The organism is Hymenobacter sp. NBH84, from assembly GCF_014217645.1.
In the GTDB taxonomy this organism is placed as follows: Bacteria; Bacteroidota; Bacteroidia; order Cytophagales; family Hymenobacteraceae; genus Hymenobacter; species Hymenobacter profundi.
Genome location: NZ_CP043644.1, coordinates 4358809 through 4372689, shown reverse-complemented (window position 1 = coordinate 4372689; position 13881 = coordinate 4358809). Strand labels below are relative to the sequence as shown.

Genomic DNA, 13881 nt, shown 5'->3' with positions numbered 1-13881 from the left:
TATGAAATTGATTCGTTTTCTCCACATCCCACTGCCTCATGAAAAGATTCACAACTTTCGCTTTCTCGGCTCTCTTAGCCCTGGCTTTCTCGGGACCATCTGTACAGGCACAACAAGTAACAATCAACATTAATACACCTTCGTGGGGACCTGCGGCTCCGGCGGGCTCGCAGTACTACTACATCCCGGAGGTAGGCGGCTACTACGACCTGCGCGACCAGAATTACGTAGTAGAGCGCCAGGGCAAATGGCAGCGTCTGAAATCCATCAGCGGCTATGCGCCCAGCAGTTTCCACCCAGTCGTGATTGATTACCGGGGCGCGCAGCCCTGGGTGCAGATTGGACGGCACCGGCAGCTCTACCCCGTGGCCCTACCCCCCGGCCAAGTGAAGCGCCTGCAAAACGGCAAGGGCCTCCCCCCCGGCCAGGCCAAAAAGCTGTACGGCGGCAACGGGCATGGGAAAGGTAAAGGCAAGCATTAAGCAGCAATAACTTAAAAAGGGCGGCGCGAAGCATGTACTTCGCGCCGCCCTTTTTAAGTTATTGATTGGCGAGATGTTGCCAGTTAGTTTCCTCACTGATATCAGCAGGGGCAGGCATTTTATTGGCCGCCAGTAGGGCTTCAATGTAAATCATGTCCGGGTCGTGGTTCATGCCGGCGGCGGCCTTCACTTGGCCATCCTGCACGTAGAAAGCCAGGAAATCCTGCTTGGCTACATCGCCTAGGTAGTGGATGTCGTCCCACTGCTCGGCGTGGCCGGCGTAGCGCAGGCTCTTGCCGTATTGCTGGGTCCAGAAGTAGGGCGCGGCGGTATAGGGTACTTGCTGGCCCAGCAGATTACGGGCGGCCAGACGGCCATGCTGCTGGGCTACGCGCCAGTGCTCAATGCGCAACGTGTCGCCGGTTGTGGCTGGAAAATGGGCAATGTCGCCGGCTGCGTAGATGTTGGGGGCAGCTTGCAAGTATTCGTCTACTTGCAGGCCGCCGTCTTTTTCCAGTTGGAAAGTTTCTTTCAGAAAGTCGGTAGCCGGGCGTACGCCTACCCCCAGCACCACTAGGTCGGCGGGCAGGTCTTTGCCTGATTTCAACCGAACGCCCGCTACGCGGCCGTTCTGGCCGGTTAGCTCGGCCACCTCAGCTTCAGCCTCAAACTGCACGCCTTTTTCCTGGTGCATGGTGCGGAACATCTTGCCTACCTCAGGCCCCAGCACTTTCTCAAATGGCTCCTTTTCCTGGGCAATCACCGTCACGGTGCGGCCGTCCTGGCCGGCGAGGCTGCTAGCCGCTTCCATTCCAATAAAGTTGGAACCAATAATGACCACGTGCCTGACTTCTTTGGCAGCCTTCAATAGCGCGTCGGCATCGGCCTGGGTACGTAGGAGCAGCACATTTTGCAGATCGTGGCCAGGCAGCTTGGGGAGGGAGTTGGGTGTGCCGCCGAGTGCCAGCAGCAGCTGGTCGTAAGACAGTGGAGCCGCATCGGCCAGCAGCACCTGCTTCTTTTCCAGATCCAGGCCGGTAGCGCGGGTGTTGGTCAGCAACTCGATATGGTGCTTCGCATAGAAGTCTGCTTCGCGCAGGGGCAGACTTTCGGGCTTGGCCTTGCCTGCCAGGTAGGCTTTGCTGAGCTTGGTGCGGTCGTAAGGAGCTGCTGCATCGGCCGATACCAGTACTACGCGGCCGGCAAAACCTTCTTCACGTAGCGTTTGGGCCGCCATTTGCCCGGCCGCGCCGCCGCCTACTATCACAATGGTGGATTGCGCCGCGGCTAAGTTTGGAGCGGTAGGCACGGGGGCACCACCTACCTCGGCGGTAGGCGTTTCGTCGGGCTTGTCGGTGCTGGCGGGCGGGTTGCCGGGCACCAACACGTATACCCTACCCTCGGCCTCGCGCACCATAAAGGTGGGTAGGGCATCGAGGGCGGGCGGCTCGCACAAGCTGCCATCGGTGGCGTTAAAACAAGCGTGATGCCACGGACATACAATCTGCCCCTGTACCAACCGTCCTTTTTCGAGGGGGGCGCCGTAGTGCGGGCAATGCGCAGCAAAAGCACGATACTGCCCCTGGTGCCGGACCAGCAGCACCTCAGGGCCATCATTGGGGATAGGGAAAGCGCGCAGTTCGCCTTCTTGCAGGGCGTCAAGTGGAGCCAGGTTGATTTCAGTGGGCATGGTATGGAGCTTGATCTGTTTTTCACAACGCACACCAGCACGGCCGGGTTAGCCCTGTGGCACGTATGTATAGAACAAACCTTTTTCTACCACCCTTTTTATTTTTCGCATGGCTACGCCCTACACGCCCATCAGCTGCTCGTTTTATGATGAGCTGGAAGCGCTGGCTACCACCCGCCAGCCCTGCCAGCTCGTTTACCGCACCCAACCCGACTCTCCCCCGGTCACCTACCAGGGCATTATTGCTGATCTGTTCATCCAAGATAAAGTAGAGTACCTACGCCTCACCGACGGCTTCACCCTCCGCCTCGACAACCTCCTGGCCGTAGACCAGAAAGAGCGCCGCGACGTGTGCTAACAAGTGAGGGAGTAAATAAAACGGCGTCTGTCATCCTGAGCAGCGCGAAGGACCTTATGCCAGTTGAACGATAAACGTAACAACGTCTTGTTCTACCGTGATAAGGTCCTTCGCAAGCTCAGGATGACAGGCGCTTTTGCTATTCACTCAGCTACTCCCTCACTCAGTCGCTCTTCAACTTAAACAAATGCGGGGTGCTGGTAGGCTCGTAGCGGCCAAAGGCGGTGGGCAGCTTGTAGCGCAGTTCGGGGAGCAGGTTGCGCTCGTCGATGAGGTAGGCCGGAGGGTGGCGCATGTTGTGCGCCAGCCGGAAGGCGGCGGCGTACTCGTTGAGGTGGCCGAAATCCTGCTGCGCTAGGCGCCAGTCGAGGTAGGGCGTGACCAAGCGATTGGAGAGGTAAGGGCGGCGGTCGGAGCCCAGCACCAGTAGGGTTTGGTTGCGTACGCTGGCATACGCGGGGTTGGGCTGCACGGCAAAGGATTCTTCGGCAGGAATGGGTAGTAAGTTGCCAAAGGGCAGCACACTCCGGTAGCGGATGCCTACCACAGTTCCTATCAATACCACGAGCAACAACTCCAGCAGCCACGGCCGCTGCGCCCGCTGCCACAGAAACAACCCGAAATAGGTGAGCGGCGGCAGTGCCAGCACCAGCGTACCGGGCGCCCTACCATCACCGACAATGATAATAGCAATGGTAACAACCAGCCAGACCAGCATCAGCTGCAGGAACTTCACCTGAAATACCAGCCCCAGCGAGGTAGCAAACGTACGTAGCAGCGCCGCCGCCAGTAGCACACCCGGCAAGATCAGCAGGCGCAGTTGCACCAGGCGAGGCATGCCATCGGCACCAGCCGTAAGGCCCGTCAGGGTAGGGTGCAGATGGAACTGTGAGAAGGCCGGCAGCGCATCGACATACAGCAGCACCGTGCCCACTACCACGTACGGGAAAAAGAAGCCGCACAGCAGCAGCAAAAAGCTACGAAACGAGTTGGCAGCGAAGATGATAACCGCAAACAGCGCCAGCACCAGAAACAACGCCAGTGGCAGGTAAAACAGTGCCGCTAACCCCAGTAGGAACCCTGCCTGAAACAGGCGGCGGTTGTCGTATCCCTCACGCGAGGTGGGCAACAGCGCACTGAGCGCGTACACCACCAACGTGTGCCCCACCAGCAACGGCGACAAAATATCCAGGTCAGACGTGACGCTGGCTACCAGCAGGTAGGTTAAGGCGGCTACGTAGCCGCGCTCGGGGTGCACATCGGCGCGGTTGAGGATGCGGTTGAGGCGCACGGCTTGCACCACCAGCAGCGCCAGGGCCAGCGCCCGGTACAGCCACAGCGGCCGGCTTCCCAGGGCTTCGAGCAGGCCATACAAGGTGCTGGCCAGCGGGGCCGTGCTGTCATACAGGTCGCGGTAGGGCACTGCGCCACTGTGCAGCCGCTCGCCTATCAGGAAGGCGTGCAGCTCCACGGCCGACAGCGGCAGGCCCAGCCACAACAAGGGCAGGCGCACGGCCAGCACCAGCAGCAGCAACACCACCAGACGCGAGGGAAGCGGACTTTTAAAAAACTGAAGCAGGATATTGGGGTCTTGGGGTCGTGGGGACTTCGGGGTCGTGGTTGCTACGCTGGCAACCAAACAGACTCCTGGTTCGCAAAAGTAGCAGGTGCGTCAGCAGTAGCCTAACCAACCCAACGCCTAAAGTCGATGCGGCCACGTAGAACCGGGTAGGGATTCAGGATGTAAAAATAAAATTCAAGCCCCTAAGACCCCGAGACCCTAAGACCCTAATCACCTATCTTTGCCTGTTCTATGGAAAGCAAACGACAGCAAAAAGTAGCCAGCGTACTACAACAGGAACTGGCCGCCGTATTTCAGCGCGACCTGCCGCACTTGTTCCCGGGCCTGGCACCTGGCATCAGCACGGTGCGCGTATCGCCCGATTTGGGTATTGCCCGCGTGTATCTGAGCCTGCTCTTGGTAGGCGATGGTGAAGCGATGCTGGAGTTAGTACGCGACAGCGGCAAGGAGATTCGCATGGCCCTAGCCAAGCGAATCCGCCAACAACTGCGCGTGGTGCCGGCTCTGAGCTTCTTCCTCGATGACAGCGCCGCCTATGCCGCTCACATGGACCAGGTATTTGGTGGCCTCACCATCCCGGCCACCGACCCCAACGCGCCCACCGACGAGGACGACTCCGCCAAGCCTACCCCTCCCCGCCCCCGCCTGTTTGCCGACGAAGATGAGTAACAAGGTGAAGTTGTGAATGGCGAATTTGTGATTTTTCAGATATCCTTTTCCCTTCCGCCTACTCACAACTTCATAACTTCACAACTTCACCATTTATCCCCTTGCATTACGACCCGATTAAACGCTCGCTGGGCAACGTGTTTAACCGCACGCCGTGGCTGCGGCGCCTGTTCTATCACCTGCTCGACCTGCTGCTGCTGCGCACCTGGCACGTGCATCGCGAGCTGCGGCAGTGGTCCAAAGGCCGCACCCAGGCCCCCCTCACCATTCTGGATGCTGGCGCCGGCTACGGACAGTATACCTACTGGTTGAGCAGCATGAGCCCCAAATGGCAAATCCTGGCCGTGGATGTGAAAGAGGAACAGGTAGCCGACTCCAACAACTTTTTCCGGCAGATCGGCCGGCCACAGGTACAGTTTGCCGTGCAGGACCTAGTGCTGTACCAGGAGCCTAACAGCTTCGATCTGGCTTTGTCGGTGGATGTGATGGAGCACATTCTGGAAGACGTGGAGGTGTTCCGTAACATTCACGCCTCGCTTAAGGATGGCGGCATGCTGCTCATCTCTACCCCCAGCGACCAGGGTGGCTCCGACGTGCACGGCGACGGCGAAACCAGCTTCATTGAAGAACACGTGCGCGACGGCTACAACATCCACGAGATTCAGCAGAAGCTGCGCACGGCGGGTTTCGAGCGCATTGAGGCTCGCTACAGCTATGGGGAGCCGGGCCAGGTTTCCTGGCGCCTGAGCATGAAATACCCCATTCTGATGCTGGGCAAGTCGCGGCTGTTCTTCCTGCTCCTGCCATTTTACTACCTCCTAATCTTTCCCTTCTGCCTGCTGCTCAATTGGTATGATGCCCGTACCACCCACGACTCCGGCACCGGCCTGATTGTGAAAGCTTGGAAGTAGCTGTTTTGCCTGGGGTAGCGTATCTTGGGAATCGATTCTTAGGCCGAAAGATTATGGAGGAAGGAAACGATATAGCCAGCATGCCTTACCGCTTAGACTGCTTACAAATGCAGACCACACACGATATTGCATTTATTGCTTCTGAACCTACCCCAAAGAATTCAATACAAGACCACGAAGAGCGCCTGCGCCGCCTCGAAGAGTTTATGCGTCGCGCCATCTAGCTTTACTTTATCCGCCTCCCGCTTCGCCCTACCCACGCCCGCACGTGAACGTTCCTTTGCTCATTGCCCGGCGCTACTTTTTCTCGAAGAAGAAGCGCAACATTATCAGCATCATCTCCAACATTTCGATGGTAGGGGTGGCCGTGGGCACAATGGCGCTTATCATTGTGCTGTCGGTATTCAACGGGCTGGAAGACCTCGTGCGCGGCCTCTACGGCAAATCGGACCCCGATCTGATGATTTCGGCGATGCAGGGCAAGTCCTTCCCGGTGGATAGCGCCTTCATCGACCGTATCACGGCCGTACCGGGCGTGGCGCTGGTCACGCAGGTGATTGAAGACAACGCCTTGTTACAGTACCATGACCGCCAGATGGTAGTGAAGATGAAGGGCATGAGCGAAAACTACTTCGCCCAGAGCAACATCGACTCGGCTATTGTGGAAGGTGACCACCGCCTCGTGCGCGACGGCCAAGACTATGCTCTACTAGGAGCCGGCGTGCAGCACGAGCTCAGCATTGCTCTCGACAACCGCCTCTCGCCCCTGCGCCTACTCTACCCGCGCAACACAGGCAAAAAATTGCTGTCGATGAATCCGGAAACGGCCTTCAACGAGCAAGCTATCCTAGCCGGCGGCGTGTTCCTGATCGAGCAGCGCATTGACGACAGCTACATTTTTGTACCCCTGGGGTTTGCCCGCGACCTACTGCTCTATGGCAACCGCCGCACTTCGCTGGAAGTACGCGTGGGCGACGAGCACTCCGTAGATGACGTGAAGGACGAACTACGGCAGCTACTTGGTGCCAAATTTCAGGTGCTCGATTCGGATGAGCAACACGTAAGCCTGCTGAAAGCCATCAAGGTAGAGAAGATGTTTGTATTCATCACCTTCGCCTTCATCCTGCTCATTGCCTCGCTCAACATCTTCTTCTCGCTGTCGATGCTGGTGATAGACAAGAAAAAGGACGTGGCTATTCTGCGGGCCATGGGTGCCACTACCCAACTTGTGCGCAATATTTTCTTGTTCGAAGGTGCCATTGTGGCTATGGTGGGCGCCATTACGGGCCTGGTGTTGGGAGTAAGCATCTGCTGGCTGCAACAAACGTTTCACCTCGTCTCGATGGGCATGGCCACGGCCGTGGTAGACTCCTACCCTGTGAAGATGCAGGCCACGGATATTGTGCTGACGGGCCTGGCCATTATCGTGATTACCGTTTCCGTGTCTATCCGGCCGGCTTTAAATGCGGCGCGTCTGGACGTGCGCGATAATTTGTAACCTACTTTTTGCGGCTGTAGTATCTCAGATGATACCCTGTTTTGCATACGGCAAAGCAGTAAGGGAATTTTATGGTTTTATATAATTATTCTAATAATAAATTATCGAAATAACCACATTTTACCATTTGTCCTTACTTTCATCTTTGCATCCTTGCCGCCAATCATGAAAGTCTCTACGTTACAGCCCTTTCAGATCGTTTATTCACTGCTCGAACACGAATACCTAGGCTACCTGTTTGAGTCGTACGTAGTGCAGCGCAACGCGCGCGGCCAGCTTACGCTGCAACACCAAACCGTATCGGCCAAGAACGCCCCAGAGTTTGCGGATGGCCTCGACGAAACTGATTTTGAGCTGGTAGGCCTGACCGACCAGATTCAGCAGGATGTAGTGATTAAGGAGTTTTGGCCCAAGAAGAAAACCACTGCGGCCGACTTCTTCCTGAAGATATTTGACGGGGAAAAAGGCGACAAGAACCTGCAAAACGCTATTTGCAATTACGTGCAGGAGCGCATGGCCCAAATTCTGGAGCGGCTAGCGGGCAAGCAGGTGTTCATTATGGGCAAGGATGGCGAGCCTACCTGGCACGAGATTGAGGTAGCCCCCGAACCGGCCAACGTGCTCTTCCACTTCCGCCGCAACGAGGACAATACCCACTATTTCCCTACCATTCAGTACCAGGGTCAAAAGCTCGATTTCCAGTATAAAAATGCCGTGATTGTGTGTGCGCAGCCGGCCTGGCTGCTGCTCAACGACCGGCTCTACCACTTTCGCAACGAGGTAGACGGCAAGAAGCTGCAACCCTTTCTGAATAAGAAGTTTATCGTGGTGCCGCGGCAGGTAGAAGACAGCTACTATCAACGCTTTGTGGCCCCACTGGTAGAGTCGTTCGACGTGCACGCACGCGGTTTTGATATCAAATCGGAACGCTACCTAGCGCGGCCCCGCCTTACGTTTTCGGACGTGGCTACTGCCGTGGTAGTGGAGCAGGAAGCGCCTACCCGTGGCCCTGGCCGGCGGCCGACGTCGGTGGCCGAGACGGCGCCGGCTGTGGCCGCGCCCACCAGCCACATTCACTTCGACCTTTCTTTTCAGTACGGCGGCCATACAGTGCCCCGCGGCCACGACAAAAAAGTGTGCGTACGGCTGGAGAAAACGGACGACAGCTACGTGTTTCACCGCCTGATTCGCAATTTGGAGCGGGAGCAGGAGCTGATTCGGGCATTGCAGGACCGCGCCCTGGAAATGCGCGACGGCCACGCTGTGCTGGACAAGGCAACAGCCTTCCGCTGGCTACACCTGCACGCCGACGACCTCGCCCGCCTAGGCTTCACAGTGCAGCAGGGCGACACGTCGAGTAAGGACTATTTCATTGGCGAGGTAACGGTGCGGGTAGGCATCACCGAAACCAACGATTGGTTTGATGTGCACGGCACGGTGCATTTTGGCGAGTTTGAGGTACCATTCATCAAGCTGCGGCCCTATATTCTGAACAAGCGCCACGAGTACCGCCTTCCCAACGGGCAGATTGCCATTATTCCGGAGGAATGGTTTACGCAGTACTTAGAGCTGTTTGCCTTTGCTGAGGAGCATGAGCAGGGCCTGTCGTTGCGCAAGCACCACTTGGCCCTGGTAACCGACTTGCAGAGCGGCAACCTAGCCGAGGTGACCATGACCCGCAAGCTGGAAAAACTGCGCGAGTTTGAAGCCGTAGAAGACAAGCCCATGCCCGAGGGCTTCCGGGGCACATTGCGCCCCTACCAAAAAGCCGGCTACAACTGGCTGCACTTCGTGCAAGACTACCACTTTGGTGGCTGCCTAGCCGACGATATGGGCTTAGGCAAGAGCGTACAAACGCTGGCTTTGCTGCTCCAGCGGAAGGAAAGCGGAGCCGCCAGCGGCGCGGCCACGCTGCTCGTAATGCCTACCTCCCTGATTTATAACTGGCTCAGCGAAGCGCAAAAATTCACGCCGGCTCTGCGCGTGCTCACTTACACGGGCACCTACCGCGACAAAAACGTGGAGCAGTTTCAGGGCTATGACCTTTTGCTGACCAGCTACGGCATTGTGCGCCTGGATATCGAGCTGCTGAAAACTTACAGGTTCGATTACGTGATTCTGGACGAGTCGCAGGCCATCAAGAACCCCAGTTCCACTACCTCGCAGGCTGTGCGCGGGCTGCACTCGCGCCACCGCCTGATTCTGACAGGCACGCCGGTGGAAAACAGCACCATGGATTTGTGGTCGCAGATGTCGTTCATCAATCCAGGACTATTGGGCACGCAGCACTTTTTCCGCAAGGAATTCCTCAAGCCCATCGAGAAAGGCAAGGATGAAGGTAAGATGCGGCGTTTGCATACACTCATCAAACCATTTATCCTGCGGCGCCACAAAGCTCAGGTAGCCACCGAGTTGCCCGATAAGATCGAAAACCTGAGCTACTGCCCCATGACCGAGGAGCAGCAGCAGTGTTACGAAGAAACCAAGAGTTACTACCGCAACAAGATTCTGCAAAATATTGAGGAGCACGGCACAGCCAGCACCCAGTTTATGCTGTTGCAGGGCCTCACCAAGCTCCGCCAGATTGCCAACCACCCGCGCATGGCCCACGAGGACTACGAGCACGAGTCGGGCAAGCTGCGCGAGGTGGTGCGCATGCTGCGCAACGTGGTAGCCGAGGGACACAAGGTATTGGTGTTCAGTCAGTTTGTAAAACACCTGGATATTATACGCCACGCGTTAGACGAGAAAAGCCTACGCTACGCCTACCTAGACGGCAACACCCGCGAACGGCACAAGGAGGTAGTGCGCTTCCAGGAAGATGAGAAGCTGCGCATTTTCCTGATTTCGCTGAAAGCGGGCGGCGTGGGCCTCAACCTCACCGCCGCCGACTATGTGTTCATCCTCGACCCGTGGTGGAATCCTGCCGTGGAAGCCCAGGCCGTAGACCGCGCCCACCGCATTGGGCAGGAGCGCACGGTATTCACCTATAAGTTCATCACCAAGAACACGGTAGAGGAAAAAATCCTGGCCCTGCAAAACAAGAAAATCCAGCTCGTCACAGATTTGATTACGACGGATGAGGCCATTATCAAATCGTTGACAAAGGAGGATATTGAGGAACTGTTGGGGTAGGAATGGCTTATCTTCTTGCTACCCTTATACCTGATTATTAACAACTCTATATGCGTAAAATATCTACTACCAGCGCGCTCTTTCTGACAGCAACTCTAGCGCTTTTAAGCTGGGGGCAGGCTGCTCAAGCTCAGGAAGCGCCAACGACGCGTCGTTTCGCGGTGCAGGTACACTACGGGGCGGTAGGCAACTTCTTTGCGTCGTCCTTTAAGGATACTCCCTATGAGCTGCAACACGTTAATTTTCTGGGCACTGCGGGCGGCGCCGAAGTTTCGTACCGGGTAGGTAGGGCTGGAGCCGTGGCGCTAGCCTACACACGCAGCGTGAATATGGACGAAAAGCACATTGCCTATCTTACTAATTGGGGTGCTACCCGCTATGTCGATTTCCGCCTGCGCTACGTCAATAACGCTTTCCAAGCCATCTACGAGCGCGCCCTAACGCCCGATTTCAAAGTGCACGCCGGACTATTGTATATAACTACTGCCTCACAAACTCTCTACCCAGGCCCTCCCAATTCCTACGGCGCCCCCTACACCACCATCGACGAGAGCAACATGGGCAACAGCTACCCCGAAGAAGGTGGCGTCGTAGCCGGATTAGAATACTCTCGCCCCATTGATACCCGCCTGCGCTTGGGGATAAAAGCGCGGGGTTACTACTTAACATCAGGCAGAACCTTCGAAATGCTGACGCTCACCCCTACCCTATCCTACTCACTATAAGACGTATATACATTATAGATGCCGGTTGAAGTACGTTTCCAGAATGCCTTCTACCTTTTCTTTGGTCAACGGCTTACTGAGAAAACCATCGACCTGTAGCTTTTGCACACGCTCCATATCCTGCGGGTGCAACGATGTAGTAAGCATCACAATGATAATGGCGTGCTTGCGGGGTAGGGTCAACTGCGCGTAGGCTTCCAGGAACTCGAAGCCGTTCATGACGGGCATTTTTACATCCAACAGAATAAGGGCGGGGCACGAGGGCGAGGCATCGCGGCAATGTTCCTCTACCAACGCCAGCGCTTCCTGACCGTTGAGAGCAACTAGTAGCTTATCCGTAACTTGAAGACGACTAAGTAATAGCTTATTGAGGTAATTGTTTGTCTGGTCATCATCTACCAGAAGGGCGCAGGTCAGCTTTTCCATGTGTATGCGTATAGGATATATCTTGCTTATACAGAAGCAACTGCATTATATATACTGCCGTCGAAAATAGGCTGAGAACAGGGAGCCAACGCCCACCTCGCTCTGTACCTCGATGCGTCCGCCGGCATTTTCCATGATTTTCTTTACCATATAGAGTCCAATGCCACTACCCTCTACATGGGTATGAAACCGCTCGAACATGGCAAATAGCTTGTGCTGATGGGTAGCCAGATTCAGGCCCAACCCATTGTCTTGTACCGAGAGGATAAGGAAATCGTCGGTCATTTGACACCAGATACGCACGTGCGGTACCCGATCAGGCGCCCGGTACTTGAGGGCATTGCTGAGCAGATTGTAGACAACACTGCGCAGGTTTTTTTCGGAGAATAACACCGCCGGACAATCCGTAATCTCCACTTCCAGCTGTACCCCCAATTCCTGAATCAGCGGCGCCAAGTCCAGGCACACGTCCTGGATGGTGGCGCTCAACGGCAGCCAGGCCGTGGGTGCAGCGTATTCTTTTTGCAACTTGGTGACTTCCGTGAGGTGGTCGAGCGTGCGCTTAAAGCGGTCTACCGAATCTTGCATCATCGTCAGCAGCGCTGCTACCGGCTGCGCCGATGGGCTACTGTCGTCGGCACTGGGCAGCTCCTCCAGGAGCGCATGCAGCAGGCCCTCTATGTTGCTGATGGGTGCTTTTAGATCGTGTGAGGCCGTGTAAATAAAGTTGTCCAGGTCGATGTTAGCGCGTTGTAGCTGGGCATTATTTTCTTGCAACTGCTTCTGCGCCTGATCGATACGCACCTGCGTCATTTTCTGCTCGTGAATATCCGTGCAGGTTCCAATCCACTGCATTAGCTCCCCGCGCTCGTTGTAAGAGGGTAGGGCGCGGTTGAGCATCCATCGGTACGTCCCCGTGTGGTCAAGCAAGCGAAATTCGGCTTCAAATACGTGCCCGGTTTCCAGACTTTGCTGCCAGCGGGCAGCAGCGGCGTCCCTGTCGGCCGGATGCTGGTAGTCGCGCCACCACGCCTGCTCCAGCTGGTCAGCGGTACGGCCGGTGTAGTCAAACCAGCGACGATTGAAGTACGTGGATACGCCCTCTGAATTGGCAGTCCAGGCAATTTGCGGAATGCCTTCCAGCAGGCGGCTCACTTCGGCGGCGGCCTGCTCGACGCGCTGCTGGGCAGCTTCCTGAATCTTCAGGGCCTGCTGCTGCCGACTGATTTCAATATTCTGCTCCGCTACTAGCGCCCGAATGGCTTTTATCTCGTGGTGAGCGGATAAATCGGTCAGAATACAAGCCAGCACCAACCCGCCGTTGAATTGCAGCACATTGGCCGACAACGACAACGGCAACAACTGCCCCGCCAACGTACGGAGTGGCAGTTCCCCTTTGCTTTTCCCGATGCTCCACCCTTTCGCCCATATGGCCTGCCATGAGGGCTGAAAATCCGCTGGCACGAAAGCGGCGAAGTTAGTACCAATGATATCCTCCAGTCCCTGTTGCAGCAGTTCTGCCAGCGCCGCGTTGCCGTACAGAATCATGCCTTCCTGACTTAGCAGCATGGCACCTTCGTTCATCTGCTCAATCAGGGTGCGGTAGCCCTGGTCGGCGCCTTCCAGCGTGAAGATGCGCGGCCCATCGGCGCCCTGAATGGCCAAGGCATCGACGGCACCCGTACGCACGGCCGAAATCAGGTCTTCTGCTTCCTGCAAACGCAAGAGTAGCTCTTCCTTTTCGCGCAGTAGTGCCGCTACGGTCATCTCAGGTTCAGCCATTCCCGTCGTCAGTAGTAGGTGGGTCGGGTAGGCCCAGCGTGGCTAGCACCGTGGCCCGTTCTGATAAGTCGCCAATTAGCCGGCGCACCGGCAGAGGACGTTTGCGCACCAAGGTAGGGGCTGCAATAATCTGTTCTTCCTTCGCCAGCAACGGTTGCTGGTAAATATCAATAATCTGTAGCTCGTAGCGGCCCGCCAAGTACTGCTCGCAGATGTCTTTCAGGTTGCGCACAGCGCGGGTAGAGTTGGGCGTAGCTCCAGTGATAAACAGTTGAAAAACGTAGTCGGCCTCGGCAAGCGTCGGCGGTTGCTCCGTTGCCATTCTATTGCTCGGGGCTCTCCAGCGGCCGGATATCCAGCCCTACTAGCACCCGCTCCTGGTTCGACAAGTCGCCAATGATGCGACGAATGGGCGAGGGTACTTTGCGCACCAGGGTAGGGATGGCCAGAATCTGGTCGCCCTCCGCCAACTGCGGATTTTTCAGTAAGTCAATCACTTCCAGCTGATAACGACCTTTCAGGTACCGCTCGCAGTATTTCTGTAGATTATTCAGGGCAGTTACCGATTTGGCAGTTTGTCCGGCTACGTAAAGGCGCAGCTCCCAGGTTTCCTTTTCCATACT

General features: G+C 56.5%; 13 protein-coding genes. 7 read left to right on the top strand and 6 right to left on the bottom strand.

Annotation, left to right across the window (positions count from 1 at the left end):
• Window positions 1-38 precede the first annotated feature (38 nt).
• The gene (locus F1C16_RS18395; protein WP_185282047.1) at window positions 39-482 is read left to right on the top strand and encodes a hypothetical protein; all 444 of its coding nucleotides are present in this window, start codon (window positions 39-41) and stop codon (window positions 480-482) included.
• A 58-nt stretch (window positions 483-540) separates the two neighbouring features.
• On the opposite strand, the gene F1C16_RS18390 is transcribed toward F1C16_RS18395, so the two are convergent.
• Window positions 541-2172, bottom strand: a complete 1632-nt coding sequence (locus tag F1C16_RS18390) for an FAD-dependent oxidoreductase (RefSeq protein WP_185282046.1) — start codon at window positions 2170-2172, stop codon at window positions 541-543.
• A gap of 109 nt (window positions 2173-2281) precedes the next feature.
• Between F1C16_RS18390 and F1C16_RS18385 the strand changes: the two genes are divergently transcribed.
• Window positions 2282-2530, top strand: a complete 249-nt coding sequence (locus tag F1C16_RS18385) for a hypothetical protein (RefSeq protein ID WP_185282045.1) — start codon at window positions 2282-2284, stop codon at window positions 2528-2530.
• A gap of 163 nt (window positions 2531-2693) precedes the next feature.
• Here F1C16_RS18385 and F1C16_RS18380 read toward each other — a convergent pair whose 3' ends face one another.
• The gene (locus tag F1C16_RS18380; protein WP_185282044.1) at window positions 2694-4070 is read right to left on the bottom strand and encodes a hypothetical protein; all 1377 of its coding nucleotides are present in this window, start codon (window positions 4068-4070) and stop codon (window positions 2694-2696) included.
• Between the two features lie 273 nt (window positions 4071-4343).
• Between F1C16_RS18380 and F1C16_RS18375 the strand changes: the two genes are divergently transcribed.
• The 5 genes from F1C16_RS18375 to F1C16_RS18355 all read left to right on the top strand — a co-directional run bounded on the left by F1C16_RS18375 (window position 4344) and on the right by F1C16_RS18355 (window position 11050).
• The gene (locus F1C16_RS18375; RefSeq protein ID WP_185282043.1) at window positions 4344-4781 is read left to right on the top strand and encodes a ribosome-binding factor A; all 438 of its coding nucleotides are present in this window, start codon (window positions 4344-4346) and stop codon (window positions 4779-4781) included.
• A 101-nt stretch (window positions 4782-4882) separates the two neighbouring features.
• Window positions 4883-5692 (top strand): bifunctional 2-polyprenyl-6-hydroxyphenol methylase/3-demethylubiquinol 3-O-methyltransferase UbiG, encoded by an 810-nt coding sequence (locus F1C16_RS18370; protein WP_185282042.1) that lies wholly within the window; start codon window positions 4883-4885, stop codon window positions 5690-5692.
• A 268-nt stretch (window positions 5693-5960) separates the two neighbouring features.
• On the top strand, window positions 5961-7190 hold the full coding sequence (locus tag F1C16_RS18365; protein WP_185282041.1) for an FtsX-like permease family protein: 1230 nt from the start codon (window positions 5961-5963) through the stop codon (window positions 7188-7190).
• Window positions 7191-7355: 165 nt separating this feature from the next.
• Window positions 7356-10325 carry a DEAD/DEAH box helicase gene (locus tag F1C16_RS18360; protein ID WP_185282040.1) on the top strand — a complete coding sequence of 990 codons (2970 nt, stop codon included), beginning with the start codon at window positions 7356-7358 and terminating at the stop codon, window positions 10323-10325.
• 50 nt (window positions 10326-10375) lie between these two features.
• Window positions 10376-11050, top strand: a complete 675-nt coding sequence (locus F1C16_RS18355) for a hypothetical protein (RefSeq protein ID WP_185282039.1) — start codon at window positions 10376-10378, stop codon at window positions 11048-11050.
• 12 nt (window positions 11051-11062) lie between these two features.
• On the opposite strand, the gene F1C16_RS18350 is transcribed toward F1C16_RS18355, so the two are convergent.
• The 4 genes from F1C16_RS18350 to kaiB are packed head-to-tail and all read right to left on the bottom strand — an operon-like array spanning window position 11063 to window position 13878.
• Window positions 11063-11476, bottom strand: coding sequence for a response regulator (locus F1C16_RS18350; protein ID WP_185282038.1), 414 nt, complete (start codon window positions 11474-11476; stop codon window positions 11063-11065).
• A gap of 45 nt (window positions 11477-11521) precedes the next feature.
• On the bottom strand, window positions 11522-13258 hold the full coding sequence (locus F1C16_RS18345; RefSeq protein WP_185282037.1) for a PAS domain-containing sensor histidine kinase: 1737 nt from the start codon (window positions 13256-13258) through the stop codon (window positions 11522-11524).
• Window positions 13251-13580: a circadian clock KaiB family protein gene (locus tag F1C16_RS18340; protein WP_185282036.1), complete on the bottom strand. Its 330-nt coding sequence runs from the start codon at window positions 13578-13580 to the stop codon at window positions 13251-13253. Before F1C16_RS18340 ends, F1C16_RS18345 begins: the two co-directional genes overlap by 8 nt.
• 1 nt (window position 13581) lies before the next feature.
• A complete protein-coding gene (gene kaiB / locus F1C16_RS18335; protein WP_185282035.1) occupies window positions 13582-13878 on the bottom strand; it encodes a circadian clock protein KaiB in 297 nt (98 codons plus the stop codon).
• Window positions 13879-13881 lie beyond the last annotated feature (3 nt).

Bases quoted from the DNA above. Each gene is read 5' to 3' on its own strand.
- F1C16_RS18360 (WP_185282040.1), top strand. From the start codon at position 7,356: ATGAAAGTCTCTACGTTACAGCCCTTTCAGATCGTTTATTCACTGCTC.
- kaiB (WP_185282035.1), bottom strand. From the start codon at position 13,878: ATGGAAAAGGAAACCTGGGAGCTGCGCCTTTACGTAGCCGGACAAACT.
- F1C16_RS18385 (WP_185282045.1), top strand. From the start codon at position 2,282: ATGGCTACGCCCTACACGCCCATCAGCTGCTCGTTTTATGATGAGCTG.
- F1C16_RS18355 (WP_185282039.1), top strand. From the start codon at position 10,376: ATGCGTAAAATATCTACTACCAGCGCGCTCTTTCTGACAGCAACTCTA.
- F1C16_RS18375 (WP_185282043.1), top strand. From the start codon at position 4,344: ATGGAAAGCAAACGACAGCAAAAAGTAGCCAGCGTACTACAACAGGAA.
- F1C16_RS18340 (WP_185282036.1), bottom strand. From the start codon at position 13,580: ATGGCAACGGAGCAACCGCCGACGCTTGCCGAGGCCGACTACGTTTTT.
- F1C16_RS18345 (WP_185282037.1), bottom strand. From the start codon at position 13,258: ATGGCTGAACCTGAGATGACCGTAGCGGCACTACTGCGCGAAAAGGAA.
- F1C16_RS18350 (WP_185282038.1), bottom strand. From the start codon at position 11,476: ATGGAAAAGCTGACCTGCGCCCTTCTGGTAGATGATGACCAGACAAAC.
- F1C16_RS18390 (WP_185282046.1), bottom strand. From the start codon at position 2,172: ATGCCCACTGAAATCAACCTGGCTCCACTTGACGCCCTGCAAGAAGGC.
- F1C16_RS18395 (WP_185282047.1), top strand. From the start codon at position 39: ATGAAAAGATTCACAACTTTCGCTTTCTCGGCTCTCTTAGCCCTGGCT.